This window comes from Staphylococcus nepalensis, from assembly GCF_014635045.1.
In the GTDB taxonomy this organism is placed as follows: domain Bacteria; phylum Bacillota; class Bacilli; order Staphylococcales; family Staphylococcaceae; genus Staphylococcus; species Staphylococcus nepalensis.
In genome coordinates this window covers 38,908-53,905 of record NZ_BMCF01000009.1, presented here as the reverse complement: position 1 = coordinate 53,905, position 14,998 = coordinate 38,908, and the positions used below count along the sequence as shown (strand labels likewise).

The following is a 14,998-nucleotide window of genomic DNA, read 5'->3' as shown; positions in this document are numbered from 1 at the left end:
CAATATTATATATTAATGTTTTAACTCAGAAATGTGAAACTAAGCGACGTTTAAATTGATTTCACATTCACTTTTTTAATTTTTATATTTCCTTGACTTAAAAGTTGCAAGTTCTGTATATCTTTCAAATATAAGGTTTGATGACTATAACCAAAGTTATTTTGAGCGATTAAAACACGATTGTGCTTTATATTATTGTAACTTTGGATACGAATTGCATCTTTAGCCATATAACCCAAAAATTGGTTACGATAAATATATAAATTCTTTCCTGCTTGCGTCGGCCTTACATTCCCTTTGAGATCTTGTGCATTTTTGCCATCTTTGACTGCTAAAAAACGTAAACCGCCCACGCAATTTTTAAATACATTATGATGCACAAATATATCTTTAGATTTTAAAGGTGTGAGCGCGTATTGGTTCATGCCTTCAAACGTATTAAATCGAATATGAATATTTTCGTAAAATTGATTATACCTGCTTGCATGAGAGCCAATCGCCCTGTTCCATGCATCCATATGAGGCGTTTTAGAACCTCCAAAATAGCAATTTTCAATCACTACATTTTTAGTTATTGTCCCATCAGTAGCGCCAAACTTAGGAAAAGCGCCTTTTACTTGGATATCTAGTTGTACCGCTTCAGAAAATGGGCGTGTACCATTATTATCATTAAATCCTAGGAATTGACATCTATTGATATATAAACCGTTGATTCCACATGCATCAAGTGCGTGACCCCCAACCACATCTTTAAATGTGACGTTTATGATTTGAATATCTTCTGCGTGCCCCATACACATTGCAGTATTGTTATACGGATATTGATACCCATTCATATCAAATGTACCTCCAGCAATATGTATATGCCCATTACCATCATATCCATAATAAGATTTTAACCAGTTTCCATTTTTCAATAATGTATCTTTACCTACTCTTTTTAATACCGCTTCATCATCCAGTATTAAGGTCGTGGAATCATATATTACCAGTGGTCTATGTATATGATACTCCCCTTTAGGGACATAGATTGTAGTATGTTTGTGTTTTTTAGCATATTTTAATGCTTTTTGCATTGCACGTGTATCTGCTCGTTTGTCCTTTCCTTTCAAACCAAATTGTTTAGCATTAATCCGCATTAATCCACCTTCCTTCTCAATTTCATACTCTATAATAAACTAATACAAAGTTTCTTAAACGCTTTATTTGCATCTTTATTGATTTAACTACTTAAGATATAATGGCTGTAATCTAAAATTTTGGGAGTGTTACATAATATGAAAAATAGCGCACTTATCATTGTCGACTATTCAAATGATTTTGTGGCTGATAATGGTAAATTAACTTGTGGCCTTCCTGGTCAACAAATTGAAAATTATATTATCGAAAGAATTGAAGCTTATAACAATAAACAAGCTAATATTTTTTTCCTTATGGATTTACATTATGAAGAAAATACGTATCATCCAGAAAACAAACTTTTCCCTCCTCATAATATAATAGATACTACAGGAAGAGAACTTTATGGCAAAGTAAATGATATTTATCAAAATATCCTGTTTAACGATCATGTACATTATTTAGATAAAACACGTTATGATTCTTTTTGTGGTACGCCATTAGATATTATGTTACGCGAAAGAAACATTACACATTTAGAAATTGTCGGTGTGTGTACCGACATTTGCGTACTCCATACTGCTATTACTGCATATAATTTAGGATATTCTATTTCAATCTCTCATAAAGGCGTGGCGTCGTTTAATCCAACGGGCCATCAATGGGCTTTAGACCACTTTAAAAATTCTCTAGGTGCTGAAGTAGAATAACAATACAAAATCATGATAAAATATAACTAAATATAAAATAAGGAGAATTTAAACATGGCAAAAACTTATATTTTCGGTCATAAAAATCCAGATACAGATGCAATTTCATCAGCGATTATTATGGCAGACTTTGAACAACAAACAGGAAACGCAGAGGCAACACCTTTTCGATTAGGTGAAATAGGTCCTGAAACACAATACGCATTAGATCAGTTTAAAGTTTCAACGCCAGCATTATTAAGCGATGACTTAAATGATCAAAACGTCATTTTAGTGGACCATAATGAATTCCAACAAAGTGCTGATACAATCGATAAAGCATCAATCAAACATGTAGTCGACCACCACAGAATTTCTAACTTTGAAACTGCAGCACCTTTATACTACCGTGCTGAGCCAGTAGGTTGTACTGCAACAATTTTATACAAAATGTATAAAGAACGTGGATTTGAAATTAAACCAGAAATCGCTGGTTTAATGATTTCTGCTATTATTTCAGACAGCTTATTATTTAAGTCTCCTACTTGCACACAAGAAGATATTGAAGCTGCGGAAGCATTAAAATCAATTGCTAATGTTGATTTAGAAGCGTATGGTTTAGAGATGTTAAAAGCTGGAGCCTCTACAACTGATAAAACTGCAACTGAACTATTAAATATGGACGCAAAATCATTTAACATGGGTGACTATATTACACGTATTGGACAAGTTAACACTGTAGACATTAACGAAGTATTTGAACGCCAAGAAGAATTAGAAAAAGAAATGTTAGAAGTTAGTACAAATGAAAAGTATGATCTTTTTGTATTACTTGTAACTGATATAATCAATAGTGACTCTAAAATTCTAGTTGTTGGTGCAGAGAAAGATAAAGTAGGTTCTGCGTTTAATGTTCAACTTGAAAACAATACCGCTTTCCTTCCAGGTGTTGTATCACGTAAAAAACAAGTTGTACCACAAATCACGGAAGCTTTGAGTTAGTTCAACACAATAATTTTAAATAACTATGTTAAATTGAAAACTTAAATATTTTACTAAACAGCAAAACTGGGACATAATTGTTATGTTCCAGTTTTTTATCAACTATTTTGAGCTATCTAAATCGCCAATATACTAGGAGGAATAATATTTGAATTTAATAGAACAAACTTTCCACAATAGTAAACAATATTTTAATACTCATGAGACTAAATCTCTTAAATTTAGAAAAAAACAACTTAAACAGTTAAGCAAAAGTGTTAAAAACTATGAAAATGAATTACTTGAAGCTTTTCAAAAAGATTTAGGTAAAAACAAAGTAGAAACATATGCAACAGAAATTGGTTATACATTAAAAAGTATTAAATTAGCTCGGAAAGAACTTAAAAATTGGTCAAAAACCAAACAAGTAAATACGCCATTATATATGTTTCCTACTAAAAGCTATATTATGAAGGAACCTTATGGCACAGTCTTAATTATCGGTCCTTTCAACTACCCTTTCCAATTGCTCATAGAACCATTAATTGGTGCTATTGCAGCTGGTAATACTGTTATACTCAAACCTTCTGAATACACACCAAACGTATCAGAAATAATAGAGAAAATAATTACAGATGCATTTGCCCCTGAGTATATTAGTATTATTCAGGGAAACGCTGAAACTACACAATCTTTACTTCAATTACCTTTTGACTATATTTTCTTTACTGGTAGTGAACAAGTTGGCCGCATTGTTTATAAGGCAGCAAGTGAACATTTAACACCTGTTACTTTAGAACTCGGCGGAAAATCCCCGGCCATCATTGACGAAAGTGCTAATATCAAAGTGGCAAGTGAACGTATTAGCTTTGGTAAATTTACGAATGCAGGCCAAACTTGTGTTGCACCGGATTACTTACTTGTAAATCGTAAGGTCAAAAATGAGCTCATTAGCGCGTTAACAAAAACAATCACTGAATTTTATGGAGAAAATATACAGGAAAGCCCAGATTATGGCCGTATTGTAAACGAGAAGCATTTTAACCGTTTAAGTGAATTGTTAAATATCCATAAACCTGAAATAAGTTTTGGCGGTCAAACAGATGCTGATGAAAATTATATTGCACCTACTATTTTAGACGGCATTACCATCAATTCAAAAATTATGGATGATGAAATTTTCGGTCCATTATTGCCAATTATAACTTATGACGATTTTAACGAAGCTATTGATTTAATACGCACTAAACCTAAACCGCTCAGTCTTTATTTATTTAGCGAAGATGAAAACAGTTCAGAACGTGTCTTAAACGAACTATCCTTTGGTGGAGGCGCAATAAACGATACTTTAATGCATTTAGCAAACCCAAACTTACCATTTGGTGGTGTTGGTGCTTCTGGTATAGGAAAATATCACGGTAAGTATACTTTCGATACATTTAGCCATGATAAATCATATATTTTTAAATCTACACGGCTTGAATCAAGCTTACTTTTCCCACCTTATAAAGGGAAATTCAAGTATATTAAAGCCTTTTTCAATAAATAATATTAAAATATAAAAGTCCGAAAACTAAAATTTAGCTTTCGGACTTTTATATTTTTTATTATTGTAAAAACTGAACACAAACACCTTCTGGTGCAGTGTATTGACCATCAGATTTTTCTAATTTTCCAGTCACTTTATCTCGTTTAAATACAGTTAGCTCATAACCATCTTCTTGGTGTGCACAAACTAAGAAATCATCTGTCTCAGTAATATTAAAATCGCGGGGAAATACTCCTCCACTAGCCACTATGTCTACTAAGGAAATTGTGGCTCCGTTATCTCCTATTTTAAAAATTGCGATACTGTCATGTCCTCTATTACTAATATATAGGAAGTTTTGATCATGAGATAATCTTACCGCAGCTAACTTTGTAGCACCTTCAAAATTTTCAGGAATCGTTGCATGGCGTTCAATTTCCGAAAATTCACCATTCTTGTACTGCATAACACTTACAACATTAGATAATTCATGAACTACATAAGCAATTTCACCATTTTCATGAAATGTAATATGTCTTGGTCCATCACCTGGTTCAAAGTCAAATACGGCATATTCGCTATAACCTTCTTCACCAAATTCATATGTTATAAGCTTATCAGTACCTAAATCCATTGCTACAACATACTGTTCATCTGGTGTGGTATCTAAATAATGAACATGAGGTTGCTCTTGTCTTTCTAGAGGACCTGTAGGATAATCATGTGCTAATTCTTGGATTAAACGAACCACTTCACCCGTAATTGGATTTGCTTCATAGATACGAGCAAGCCCTGCACCATAAACCGCTTCAAAAACATATTTACCATCTGGCGATACTGAAACATAACATCCGCTACCTTTTGTGGAAGCTAAACATTTATTGATAAGACTGAGTTTGCCATCTTCTCCTATTTTAAGACTTGCAATGCCACAATCTTCCCCTTCTCGTGTTACAGCATATAAAAAAGCGTCATGTTGATTTACATATGTCGACGCTTCTAATTCATAACCCGTTTCCACTTCAGTAATCGTCCCCGTTTGTTCATCTAATTCAAAGCGGTAGACGCCCTTACCTTCTTTTTTTGTATATGAACCAATATATCCTATTGTTGTCATGTAAACCCCTCCATATTATGATACTTTCATTTTAATAAATATTACGAATAAAAGACAATATAATGTTTTTTATTGATAAACATGCATATACATCGTTTAAATAATGTTTCTTCATAAAAACTCACCTTGCTTATTAAACCAAATGCTTATGTCATCCTATCATTTTCCATGATACATTTTAAACATTTCTTTAACCGTCTCCATTAGTTGAAAAACATTGTCATACTTATGATACCACTTTCAATGAAAATTTACCTATTACCTACTTTTGACAATAGATTTATAAATTTTTGAAGAATAACTTGCACAAACACGAACGAATGTTCTATTATGATATTGAGGTGATTTGATGCATTCAGATAAATACAATAATAAAGAAACAGATTACAGAAAAATTCCAAGAGAAAAACTAAACCCTAATATTCCACAAGGGCGTGGTATGGTTAAATGGGCCCCGTTCGCTACATTACCTGAGCAATTTGAAGCTATACAACAGCATATCGTAGATCAAAATAAAATTGACCGCCCTATTTTATCAGACGATCAATTAAATGAACTCAATAGTCAATTACACTATGCTTTACATAAAAATACACTTATCCACATAGAATATTACCAAGATGGTTGGTTAGAACATACCATCCTGAAAATTAAAAATATAGATATGGTTCATATGACGTTAAAAGGTCATGCATGTCATAATAACGAAATCGTTAAATTGTCTTTATTTGATATCATGCAAATCTCGCACGACACTAGGCATTAACCTTACTTCACATAGATTGAACCTATAAATTGCTTAATTCCTTCAATCAGATAAGCATTAACAATTTCGTTGAACGTTTTGAATATGTAGACATTCATACTGTATATGGAAGTCAGAAAGGAAACTATGTTGTCTTTTTAATTTTTTCTTCCTTAAGTAAAGAAGTTTAGGAAAAATCATACAAGAACTAGAGCGTTTGCATAATAACTGTCGGCCTTCATAAGCAGTAACCTTTTTAAAGATTAAAAGATTTATGCAGTGACATTTAATACCAGTCATCTAACATTTGTATCATACATAGCCTTGATTGTTTATCAGTATTTCAGACAAAAAAATAGAACACTCTAGGGTGTTCTATTAGTAAATTAATTATTTGATTCAATATCTGAAACAATTTCTTTTGTTTTACTTTCGATATCTTCAAAATCTTTTTTGAAAATATAAGCAAATACTACAGCACCGATGCCTGCTGCTAATGATACAGTAAGGATTGTACCAAATACAAATTTAAATAAACCTTTAATAAAATTCCACATTCTGTTTCACCTCAATAATTTATTAACATGTCTAATATTTATGATAGCACATTTAACTACATCAATAAATATATACCCATTTCCAAATATACTATTCTAAATATTTTTAATGTAATATTCCATATTCAAGACATAAAATAAATTATTATTAAATCTAAATCTGTTAAAACAATCGACACGAATATACTCACTACTATTTGAAGTTGACATTATACTACTATAAAATAATTGTAGATGTTAATTACCCCACCAAGTTGATATAGCATCTCTTAATTTTCCATAATAATTTAACATACTCATCACCTCATTCAACTAACATACAAATTTAGTTTTAAAAGTTATCCTTATCATAACTGTCGAAGTAACATAATACAATTAACGTGAGATTACAATGAAGTGACATTTTTGTAAGATTACACTTTAATATAGGAGTTTAGAAATGCAAAATATACAATCAGATATTTTAACACATCGTGGGTCCCACTTTGATTTAGGCGTAAAAACCGCCGAATGGATGCAACAAACGCCCATGCTTAAAAATAGAGAAAGCGAATGGAAAAAACGTATGCCTCGTTTTGATATCCATATCAAAGAGACTTACGATGTTTTTCAAACTTATGCACCTCAAATTTGGGAAGAGATAAAAGGGATGCAAGAAGTTTTAAATCTTCCTACTAACCAAATGATACTTAATTTTGGACATTATCGTTTTACCCCGTTAAAAAATAGCGGCTGTACTGTATTCTTAGGTGAAGATTATATGGTACGCAATTACGATTATCACCCTGCTACATATGACGGTCGTTATTTACTATTTCAACCAAATGATGGCGGGCTAGCGCAGATTGGCCCAACATCTCGTATAACTGGGAGAATGGATGGTATGAACGAGGCCGGTCTAGCTATGGGTTACAACTTTATGCATCGTAAACATCCTGGCGATGGCTTTGTTTGTTATATGATAGGCAGACTCATTTTACAGTATTGTAAAAATGTGTCAGAGGCAATTCAACTTTTAAAGGAAATACCACATAGAAGTTCTTTTAGTTATATTGTCATGGATAAGCAACTCGCGTCTGCTATTGTAGAAGTTACACCGCGTTCAATTGATGTGCGCTATGATTCTACTTGCACGAACCATTTCAAACTTTTAACGCATGAAAATAGAAATTACACAAAAGAATCCGAAGAACGTTTAAAACGACTGGTCAATCATAAACCAACAAACTTAAATAAAGCAGACGCTTTTCAACTATTTAATGATCCACAGTACCAAATATACAGTAAATTGTTCAGAAGCTGGTCTGGCACTATACATACAAGTATGTATGAACCACAATCTTTAACTGCACAGATTGGAATAGGTCAAAATAGCTTTCCTACGAAAATAGATTTTGCAAAATGGCTTAAAGGCGATACGTTGTCTACCTACACTATTGCAGGTCACCTAGACACCGATTTAACATTTGCAACTTACTAAGTATTCCATATAAAAATATCTCCCTCTAAAGTTTTCACTTTTTTAGTGTCTACTTTAGAGGGAGCATTTCAATCCCTAAGCCTCTTTAAATTATTAATCGATATTAATATCTCCGTCATTTGTATATAACTCTAGAATATTGTCTCCGTTTCCTACTCTATCGTTCACAAAACGACTATTATTGATATTTGTTGTACCATGAACAGGGTATAATTTTAATAATATATTATTAGGTGCTTGTTTATAACTAATATTAATATCACCCTTTTTCGTAGATGCTTTAAAATTTGAATTAACATCTATATCTGATAAATATATATTACTGTGATTGGCTAACAGTACAGATTTCTGAATTAACGAGTTTTCACTTAATATTCTTGCATTTTCAGTTTTAATATCAGCATTTATAACTTCACTGTCATCGAGCTTTATTTGTGAGTTTACACCTTTATATAATAATTTTTCAAATTTAGTTTTGTCTATATTTACTTTACCACCATTTTTATTATTTTTAGATATTTCAGCTGATTTTATATTTAAATTCTTAATGTTAATAGAATTATAACTACTTGACAACTTAAGTTTATTTAATTTTTCTTTAGGTAAGGTGATTATTAAATGATCGTCAAACTGTCTAAAGGGGTTGAAATTTAAACCGTAGTGGTTTTCTAACTCCTTAGTTTCTTTTACCTTTAAAGTATTATCCACTTCTTTTATGTCAATATTTCTTTTACCTTTATATTTTATCGAAGTTTGGCCACCTGATTTAATTAAGACTTTACAATTTTCAGTCAATACATCTAAATTTTTAATATCATTCGTATTCAACACCTTATTAACAGTGTTCAATTTTTCATTTTGCTTTTCAAAACCGAACCAGGCAATACTTCCTATTAGGAAACAAATGATAAACAGCCCTAGTCCGCCTATAAATAATCGCTTCATAGATCTGCACTTCCTTTAATTGTTCGGATATTCCATCTTAGGTATTTTAAAATCAAGCGATAAACAAGCTGGCTCAACTTAGCAATAATCACAAACAACACGATACCTAATCCTGTAAAAGAAAAAGCAAAAAAATAATTACTAATTGCAAGGCTCATCATATGATTTAGTAATCCGTGAATAATTAATAATATGGGGCTGATTGTTAAGAAAAAAGCCACAAGCAATAAACCAAACATAAATACAGCCAATACCACCATTGGTAACAAAATAATAACTAACGAAAGAATCCCCATACCAAGGGATGCCATAATAGCTTTGACAATATTTTTAGCATTTGGTCTATATTCTGCAGAAACGATTGCATTTTTTACCATAATCTCTTTACCGATTTGCTTTGGGGATTCTAACGCGCCAATAATTTGATACTCATTTTTACCGTCACTTTCTTGTTCAAAAAAATATTGTTCATACTCATACATGATCTTGTCTCGCTCATTACGAGGTAGATTATGTAATTCTTGTTCTAGAGCATTTAAAAAAGTGATTTTATCCAAGTTATCTACCACCATTCAATTCGTAAAATTGAACCAAATTCTATTGCAATTCAAAAAATAACATACCTAAATGGAATGTCATTTTTAAAGTTACTTCTTATTGATTTCAATTTTTTTATTTTATTATCTTTATGAATGAGAGATAATTTTATTTGATTATCTTTATCCACATAAATAGTAGCCTTAAATCCATTACGCAATTTTTTCTCAATAAAATTTTTACCCAGATAGTTTTTTACATTTTGTATACGATTGTTAATTGAGGTGTTGAAATTCGTATTGATGCTCTGATCACTTATTAAAGTCATTGATTTAACCGTATCATTACTTTTATCAACTTTATAAATCAAGTCTGGCTGTGATTTTGTATAATAAATTTGATATTTTTTTAACATCACATCATCATTTTTAATATAATTACGAATATCAATCTGAGAATTAACCTTATTTTGATTAATCGTTAAACATGATAAATTTGTAGTTTGTTCATTTTTTAAATAATTAATTAGCATCCAAACCATTGCGGCCATTAATAAAAAAATAATAAATACCAAAGTTTTATGTCGTTTCAAAGTAGCTTACACACTCCATTATACGTAAACAATATAGCATACTCAGATAGTATTTTCATTTAAAACATATGATGAAACTTATCATTTTTCTGAGTATTAAAAATTTTCTTTCACTAACAATTGTTGCTATAATAATACCTAATAAATTAAAGGGGGAAAAACAATGACAAGTTTAGAAACTTATTTCAAAAACAGTCAACCGCTTGATCAATACATTGAGGATATGACTGAAAACCAAGAAAATGTACTATCTATTTATAATTCATTCTCAATTCCTCAAGATGATGAACGTCTTGAAAAAATTAAATCACTACCTTATAGCAAGGTGCTTGTTATCACGGAAGATTGGTGTGGAGATGCCATGATGAATCTTCCTATTTTGAAACATATAAGTGAAGCACTTCATTTTGAAGTGAGAGTATTTCACCGTGATGAAAACACAGATTTAATAGATCAATACTTAACGAACGGTACAGCTAGATCCATTCCAATTTTTGTTTTTCTTAACGATGAATTTGAACAACAAACTGTTTGGGGACCTCGTTCTAGACACGCACAGAACTTTGTTGATGAAACACGCTCAAAGCTACCTGCAAAAGATGACCCAACGTTTGACGATAAAGCTGCAGAAACACATGCAATTATCTCCAATCGTTACAAAACAGATTCACAAATGTGGAAATATGTCTACGACTCAATTTTAGATAAATTGATTACTAAATAACTAAAGACGTATGGATTGCGCTAATATAACCGCAATTCATACGTCTTTTAAAAAAATTTTAATTTCGGTTATTTATATTAAATATCTTTCTTAGATGCATAGAACAAGTTGATGATAAATAAAATAACAATAGAAGCTGATGTTATAAACCATTGCCAATTAGAAAACGTATAATCCCCAGTAGTTGTTTTCGATGTTAAATAACTAAATGGGATATATTTTAATGCATCTTGAATATTGTCTCCAATTTTTGGAATCATTGGTAAAAATGGTTCCGCAAACGGCACAATTAATACTAAGAAAATACCCAAAGTAAAGATAAGCGCTGTTTTAGGTACGATTAGCGCAAATAAATATAATAATAAACCAAAGAATAGATGAAACATTAAGAAAAACCAAAGTAATTCAAAGATTTTTTCAGTTTTAACATTTTCACCGTCTACAATACCTTGAACAATTAAAATGAAAATCACAAGTATCGCTGTTATTAATATTGCTATTAATATAATAGAAATTACTTTTGCAATAACATAACCTACACGGCTCGATGTCTTATTCATATACAATTGTATTGTTCCTTGAGATATATCGCGTGTAATGGTTTTAATTACAAAAAGCAAGCCCATAATTGAAAAGAACCAACTACCTATCGCAAGTAATGTATTTCCATTCATTTCGTCAGATTGTTGAACAAATAGAATTGTAAATCCAATCATTGGCAAAATAGTCAATAGTAACGCTAAATAAGTCAATGGACTTTTAAAAATACTAATCAAGTCATATTTTACAAGTTGAATGCTATTCATTATTGGCCGCCTTTCTGATTTATATTAAAGTAAGTATCACGTAAAGAACTTTTACGTGTTTCAATATATTTAGGGAATATTGATTTACTAGCCAGTCCTTTGAGAATATTTCTATAATTTTTTTGTGCTTTCAATATAATTTCTCCACTCTCTTTTTGTGACTGTAAAACATCAAAATGTTCATTTAAGTAAGCTAACCCTTCATCAAAATCTTCTAATTCAAGATGTAGCACTGTAGAATCAGTGGGTGCGCCTTCTTTCATATCTACATCTTGTACAAAGGTACCATCCCGTAAGAATACAGCTCTATCACAAATTAATTCGATGTCTTCAAGTTTATGACTAGAGATTAATATTTTCATATCTAGTTCTTGTACGAGTGATTGAATAGTTGTTAAAACATCTATAGAACCATCCGGATCCATACCATTTGTTGGTTCATCTAAGATCAAATATTTAGGCTTATTCATCAAAGAAACTGCAATTGCTAACTTTTGTTTCATACCCATTGAATATTTTTTTATTTTCTTTTTTATATAATTGCGCATTCCAAAAGCATCAATGATTTGGTCAGCGTACTTTTTATCGAAGCCTTTGCCTAACACATTAGCGAACAGTTTCAAATTATATAAGCCAGACTTATTATCGTATAATTTCGGATGTTCAATTAAGTAGCCTATATTTTCTTTATTACTTAATTGTACCTCTCCTTTGTAATTAACAATATTGCCATTCATGACCTTCATCAGTGTTGTTTTACCTACACCATTTTTTCCTATTAAACCTACAATTTGACTATGACCGAAGTCAAAATCAATATGGTCTAATACATTATTGCTACCATACGTTTTCGTAATTTCTTTTAATTGCATAGTACGCCTCCTTTAAAATTAAGTTAATTTTCTATATTGAATTATATAATTTATCACAAAAAATATAATGCTTAGAGCTAAAAAGCCATAGTTAAAGCTATCTTTAAAATACTTAAAATGCTCAAAATTATAATTGAATAATAAGGAATATCCAATAATCATTATCGCAATTAAAAACGGAATAAAAATCAGCATACCTAATATATAAGGAATGAAAGAAATATATTCTGACTTTTGTTCAGTGTATTTCTTAAACCCTATTGGGATTGCAAATAAATTAATTGCAATATATGAGAAAGGCAATGTGAAATTAATATTAATTGCATCCTTTGAAAAATCATTATTTGTTGCACCATATAAAGATAAAATACCGGCACCAATTAAAGTGAAAATAATTACTGTGAGATAGTTGGCATTAAGTAAAGACAGTTTAGAAACTGGCAAACTGGCAAAAAAATGATATGCATGTTTATGTCCTAATTTACTATTAAATCGAAAGACATGACCAGAATCTAACACTGAAATGGCTACTAAAATCATTCCAAGTGTAGAGTATAATACTTTAGCTAAATTGGTATGATAGTCCAACACAAGCTGCAATGGAGACGCAACGAGTAAAACGGTATAAATAGCAATTGTCCATTTACGCAACTTAAGATTTCGAATAAGTAAATTTTTCATCTTAGACCTCCCGTATTATTCGTTTTCATAACGATCGTACTCATTATTTCGGGTCCCTTTTTCGAGATAAACCATTAAATCTTCAATTGTAGGAGTAGTAATTGTAACAGAATTCCCGAATATTTCATAAAATACATTGGCTTGTGTGGTTAAAGCAGTATATCCTGTTTTATTTCTTTCAAAATAATGTGTGAGTTGAACTAACTCTTCATCAATTTGTTGAGGATCACCTTTAACAATTTGAAATTGCTTTAAAATATTATCTAAAAAATCACCTAAAGCGATGTGGCCATCTTTAATGTAAACTAAGTAATCCGCGATTTTCTCTAAATCTGAAATGATATGTGTGGATATAAAAACGGTTTTTCTTTCGTCAATTAATTCTTTTTGTATTATATCTAAAACTTCATTTCTAATAATTGGGTCTAACCCAGAAGTTGGCTCATCAAATATAAATAATTCAGCTTGATGGCTAAACGCAATCGCTATAGATAATTTCATCTTCATACCAGTTGAAAAAGTTTTAATTTTTTTATTAAAAGATAAACCAAACTTTTCAATGTAATACTTAAAGGTCTCATGGTCCCAACGGCTATAAAAAGGAGCAATATAATTTTCAATTTTTTTAATTGTCCATTTATCATTAAGATATAATTCTGAATAAACAAAACCAATTTTATCTTTAATAGCTACAGCATTATTTTTCATTTTTTGATTAAAAATGAATATATCACCATCATGAGGTTCAATTAAATCCATAATCAACCTAATGATAGTTGTTTTTCCTGCGCCATTAGCACCAATAAATCCCGTTACAAAACCTTGAGGTACACGAAAAGTAATATCGTTCAATTGAAATGCTTTATGTTGATAATGAACATTTTTCAATTCTATAACATTCATTCTTCGTCCTCCTCATAGATTAAAGTAAGGATCTCTTGTAATTCAGACAATGACATCCCTATTGTCTTAGCTTCTTTACTCATCGATTTAGCTAAAGACTCTATGACTATAAACTGTTTTTCTTTTAATATTGAACTATCTTGTTCTTTTACAAATGTACCTTTACCTCTAATAGTAAAAACAAAACCATCCTTTTCCAAATCTTCATAAGCACGTTTTGTGGTAATCACACTCACACTTAAATCTAATGCTAACTCTCTCATGGATGGTAAATGTTCTCCAGGAACAACGTAGCCTTTTAAAATATTTTCTTTTATTTGTTGTTTAATTTGCTCATAAATCGGTCTTTCACTACTATTTTTCAAAAGTATTTTCATTAACGTCCTCCCCCATAACTGTATATACACAATATATACAATATACACACAGTTGTAAAGAAAAATTTGTAATAAAATTAAAAACGAAATAAAAGCTATAAATAAATGTATTTACTATGCGATACACTCATTTATAGCTTTTTAAAATTATTTCTTTTTATTATGTTGATTATTCCTTTTTCGTCTATCATTACTTCTATTTATAAATGCACAAACCATAAACATAATCGCGGCAATTAGTAATTTAATTCCAGAATTTTCATGACCTGTAGCTTGTAAATAGTAGCCAACAATAAATAATATGATAGCAATAATCACAAATATTTTTGTTAAATGTTTCACTAT

The 14,998-nt window shown here is 30.7% G+C and carries 18 protein-coding genes; 6 read left to right on the top strand and 12 right to left on the bottom strand.

The genetic code is table 11. The annotated features are described in order from the left end of the window. Nucleotides 1-50: 50 nt before the first annotated feature. Complete coding sequence (locus tag IEU88_RS11920) at nucleotides 51-1,139, bottom strand: glycosyl hydrolase family 28-related protein (protein ID WP_103373135.1); 1,089 nt, start codon at nucleotides 1,137-1,139, stop codon at nucleotides 51-53. Between the two features lie 138 nt (nucleotides 1,140-1,277). Between IEU88_RS11920 and IEU88_RS11915 the strand changes: the two genes are divergently transcribed. From IEU88_RS11915 to IEU88_RS11905, 3 genes are all read left to right on the top strand, one after another. Further along, entirely contained in the window at nucleotides 1,278-1,829 is a 552-nt protein-coding gene (locus IEU88_RS11915) for a cysteine hydrolase family protein (protein WP_096808880.1), read from the top strand. Nucleotides 1,830-1,883: 54 nt separating this feature from the next. Beyond that, nucleotides 1,884-2,810: a manganese-dependent inorganic pyrophosphatase gene (locus IEU88_RS11910; protein WP_096808879.1), complete on the top strand. Its 927-nt coding sequence runs from the start codon at nucleotides 1,884-1,886 to the stop codon at nucleotides 2,808-2,810. Nucleotides 2,811-2,958: 148 nt separating this feature from the next. Next, the gene (locus IEU88_RS11905) at nucleotides 2,959-4,338 is read left to right on the top strand and encodes an aldehyde dehydrogenase (RefSeq protein WP_103373134.1); all 1,380 of its coding nucleotides are present in this window, start codon (nucleotides 2,959-2,961) and stop codon (nucleotides 4,336-4,338) included. A gap of 58 nt (nucleotides 4,339-4,396) precedes the next feature. Here the strand turns inward: IEU88_RS11905 and pglS are convergent, their stop codons facing one another. Further along, nucleotides 4,397-5,434, bottom strand: coding sequence for a 6-phosphogluconolactonase (gene pglS / locus IEU88_RS11900; RefSeq protein ID WP_096808877.1), 1,038 nt, complete (start codon nucleotides 5,432-5,434; stop codon nucleotides 4,397-4,399). Between the two features lie 349 nt (nucleotides 5,435-5,783). Between pglS and IEU88_RS11895 the strand changes: the two genes are divergently transcribed. Continuing rightward, a complete protein-coding gene (locus IEU88_RS11895) occupies nucleotides 5,784-6,200 on the top strand; it encodes a YolD-like family protein (RefSeq protein ID WP_096808876.1) in 417 nt (138 codons plus the stop codon). A gap of 365 nt (nucleotides 6,201-6,565) precedes the next feature. Here the strand turns inward: IEU88_RS11895 and IEU88_RS11890 are convergent, their stop codons facing one another. Then, entirely contained in the window at nucleotides 6,566-6,736 is a 171-nt protein-coding gene (locus tag IEU88_RS11890) for a hypothetical protein (RefSeq protein WP_017723456.1), read from the bottom strand. A 439-nt stretch (nucleotides 6,737-7,175) separates the two neighbouring features. On the opposite strand from IEU88_RS11890, the gene IEU88_RS11885 reads away from it, so the two are divergent. Next, nucleotides 7,176-8,216, top strand: a complete 1,041-nt coding sequence (locus tag IEU88_RS11885; RefSeq protein WP_103373735.1) for a C45 family autoproteolytic acyltransferase/hydrolase — start codon at nucleotides 7,176-7,178, stop codon at nucleotides 8,214-8,216. Between the two features lie 93 nt (nucleotides 8,217-8,309). On the opposite strand, the gene IEU88_RS11880 is transcribed toward IEU88_RS11885, so the two are convergent. The 3 genes from IEU88_RS11880 to IEU88_RS11870 are packed head-to-tail and all read right to left on the bottom strand — an operon-like array spanning nucleotide 8,310 to nucleotide 10,290. Continuing rightward, nucleotides 8,310-9,161: a DUF4097 family beta strand repeat-containing protein gene (locus IEU88_RS11880; protein ID WP_103373734.1), complete on the bottom strand. Its 852-nt coding sequence runs from the start codon at nucleotides 9,159-9,161 to the stop codon at nucleotides 8,310-8,312. After that, nucleotides 9,158-9,718: an HAAS signaling domain-containing protein gene (locus tag IEU88_RS11875; protein WP_096808873.1), complete on the bottom strand. Its 561-nt coding sequence runs from the start codon at nucleotides 9,716-9,718 to the stop codon at nucleotides 9,158-9,160. The genes IEU88_RS11880 and IEU88_RS11875 overlap by 4 nt, the downstream gene beginning before the upstream one ends. Nucleotides 9,719-9,768: 50 nt before the next feature. Next, complete coding sequence (locus IEU88_RS11870; protein WP_096808872.1) at nucleotides 9,769-10,290, bottom strand: hypothetical protein; 522 nt, start codon at nucleotides 10,288-10,290, stop codon at nucleotides 9,769-9,771. A 163-nt stretch (nucleotides 10,291-10,453) separates the two neighbouring features. On the opposite strand from IEU88_RS11870, the gene IEU88_RS11865 reads away from it, so the two are divergent. Next, nucleotides 10,454-11,014: a thioredoxin family protein gene (locus tag IEU88_RS11865; RefSeq protein WP_103373598.1), complete on the top strand. Its 561-nt coding sequence runs from the start codon at nucleotides 10,454-10,456 to the stop codon at nucleotides 11,012-11,014. Between the two features lie 77 nt (nucleotides 11,015-11,091). On the opposite strand, the gene pmtD is transcribed toward IEU88_RS11865, so the two are convergent. The 6 genes from pmtD to IEU88_RS11835 form a co-directional block, all read right to left on the bottom strand. Beyond that, complete coding sequence (pmtD, locus tag IEU88_RS11860; protein WP_096808870.1) at nucleotides 11,092-11,820, bottom strand: phenol-soluble modulin export ABC transporter permease subunit PmtD; 729 nt, start codon at nucleotides 11,818-11,820, stop codon at nucleotides 11,092-11,094. Continuing rightward, entirely contained in the window at nucleotides 11,820-12,692 is an 873-nt protein-coding gene (gene pmtC, locus IEU88_RS11855) for a phenol-soluble modulin export ABC transporter ATP-binding protein PmtC (protein ID WP_103373597.1), read from the bottom strand. The genes pmtD and pmtC overlap by 1 nt, the downstream gene beginning before the upstream one ends. Nucleotides 12,693-12,710: 18 nt before the next feature. Beyond that, complete coding sequence (pmtB, locus tag IEU88_RS11850; protein WP_096808868.1) at nucleotides 12,711-13,373, bottom strand: phenol-soluble modulin export ABC transporter permease subunit PmtB; 663 nt, start codon at nucleotides 13,371-13,373, stop codon at nucleotides 12,711-12,713. 15 nt (nucleotides 13,374-13,388) lie between these two features. Continuing rightward, the gene (gene pmtA / locus IEU88_RS11845) at nucleotides 13,389-14,276 is read right to left on the bottom strand and encodes a phenol-soluble modulin export ABC transporter ATP-binding protein PmtA (RefSeq protein WP_103373596.1); all 888 of its coding nucleotides are present in this window, start codon (nucleotides 14,274-14,276) and stop codon (nucleotides 13,389-13,391) included. After that, entirely contained in the window at nucleotides 14,273-14,653 is a 381-nt protein-coding gene (pmtR, locus tag IEU88_RS11840; protein WP_096808866.1) for a PSM export ABC transporter transcriptional regulator PmtR, read from the bottom strand. Before pmtR ends, pmtA begins: the two co-directional genes overlap by 4 nt. A 147-nt stretch (nucleotides 14,654-14,800) precedes the next feature. Continuing rightward, nucleotides 14,801-14,995 (bottom strand): SE1626 family protein, encoded by a 195-nt coding sequence (locus IEU88_RS11835; RefSeq protein WP_096808865.1) that lies wholly within the window; start codon nucleotides 14,993-14,995, stop codon nucleotides 14,801-14,803. Between the last annotated feature and the right edge of the window lie 3 nt (nucleotides 14,996-14,998).

What these genes read in the sequence shown, in the direction of transcription:
- IEU88_RS11920 (WP_103373135.1), bottom strand. Translation starts at nt 1,139, where the DNA reads ATGCGGATTAATGCTAAACAATTTGGTTTGAAAGGAAAGGACAAACGA.
- IEU88_RS11915 (WP_096808880.1), top strand. Translation starts at nt 1,278, where the DNA reads ATGAAAAATAGCGCACTTATCATTGTCGACTATTCAAATGATTTTGTG.
- IEU88_RS11910 (WP_096808879.1), top strand. Translation starts at nt 1,884, where the DNA reads ATGGCAAAAACTTATATTTTCGGTCATAAAAATCCAGATACAGATGCA.
- pglS (WP_096808877.1), bottom strand. Translation starts at nt 5,434, where the DNA reads ATGACAACAATAGGATATATTGGTTCATATACAAAAAAAGAAGGTAAG.
- IEU88_RS11895 (WP_096808876.1), top strand. Translation starts at nt 5,784, where the DNA reads ATGCATTCAGATAAATACAATAATAAAGAAACAGATTACAGAAAAATT.
- IEU88_RS11890 (WP_017723456.1), bottom strand. Translation starts at nt 6,736, where the DNA reads ATGTGGAATTTTATTAAAGGTTTATTTAAATTTGTATTTGGTACAATC.
- IEU88_RS11885 (WP_103373735.1), top strand. Translation starts at nt 7,176, where the DNA reads ATGCAAAATATACAATCAGATATTTTAACACATCGTGGGTCCCACTTT.
- IEU88_RS11880 (WP_103373734.1), bottom strand. Translation starts at nt 9,161, where the DNA reads ATGAAGCGATTATTTATAGGCGGACTAGGGCTGTTTATCATTTGTTTC.
- IEU88_RS11865 (WP_103373598.1), top strand. Translation starts at nt 10,454, where the DNA reads ATGACAAGTTTAGAAACTTATTTCAAAAACAGTCAACCGCTTGATCAA.
- pmtD (WP_096808870.1), bottom strand. Translation starts at nt 11,820, where the DNA reads ATGAATAGCATTCAACTTGTAAAATATGACTTGATTAGTATTTTTAAA.
- pmtC (WP_103373597.1), bottom strand. Translation starts at nt 12,692, where the DNA reads ATGCAATTAAAAGAAATTACGAAAACGTATGGTAGCAATAATGTATTA.
- pmtB (WP_096808868.1), bottom strand. Translation starts at nt 13,373, where the DNA reads ATGAAAAATTTACTTATTCGAAATCTTAAGTTGCGTAAATGGACAATT.
- pmtA (WP_103373596.1), bottom strand. Translation starts at nt 14,276, where the DNA reads ATGAATGTTATAGAATTGAAAAATGTTCATTATCAACATAAAGCATTT.
- pmtR (WP_096808866.1), bottom strand. Translation starts at nt 14,653, where the DNA reads ATGAAAATACTTTTGAAAAATAGTAGTGAAAGACCGATTTATGAGCAA.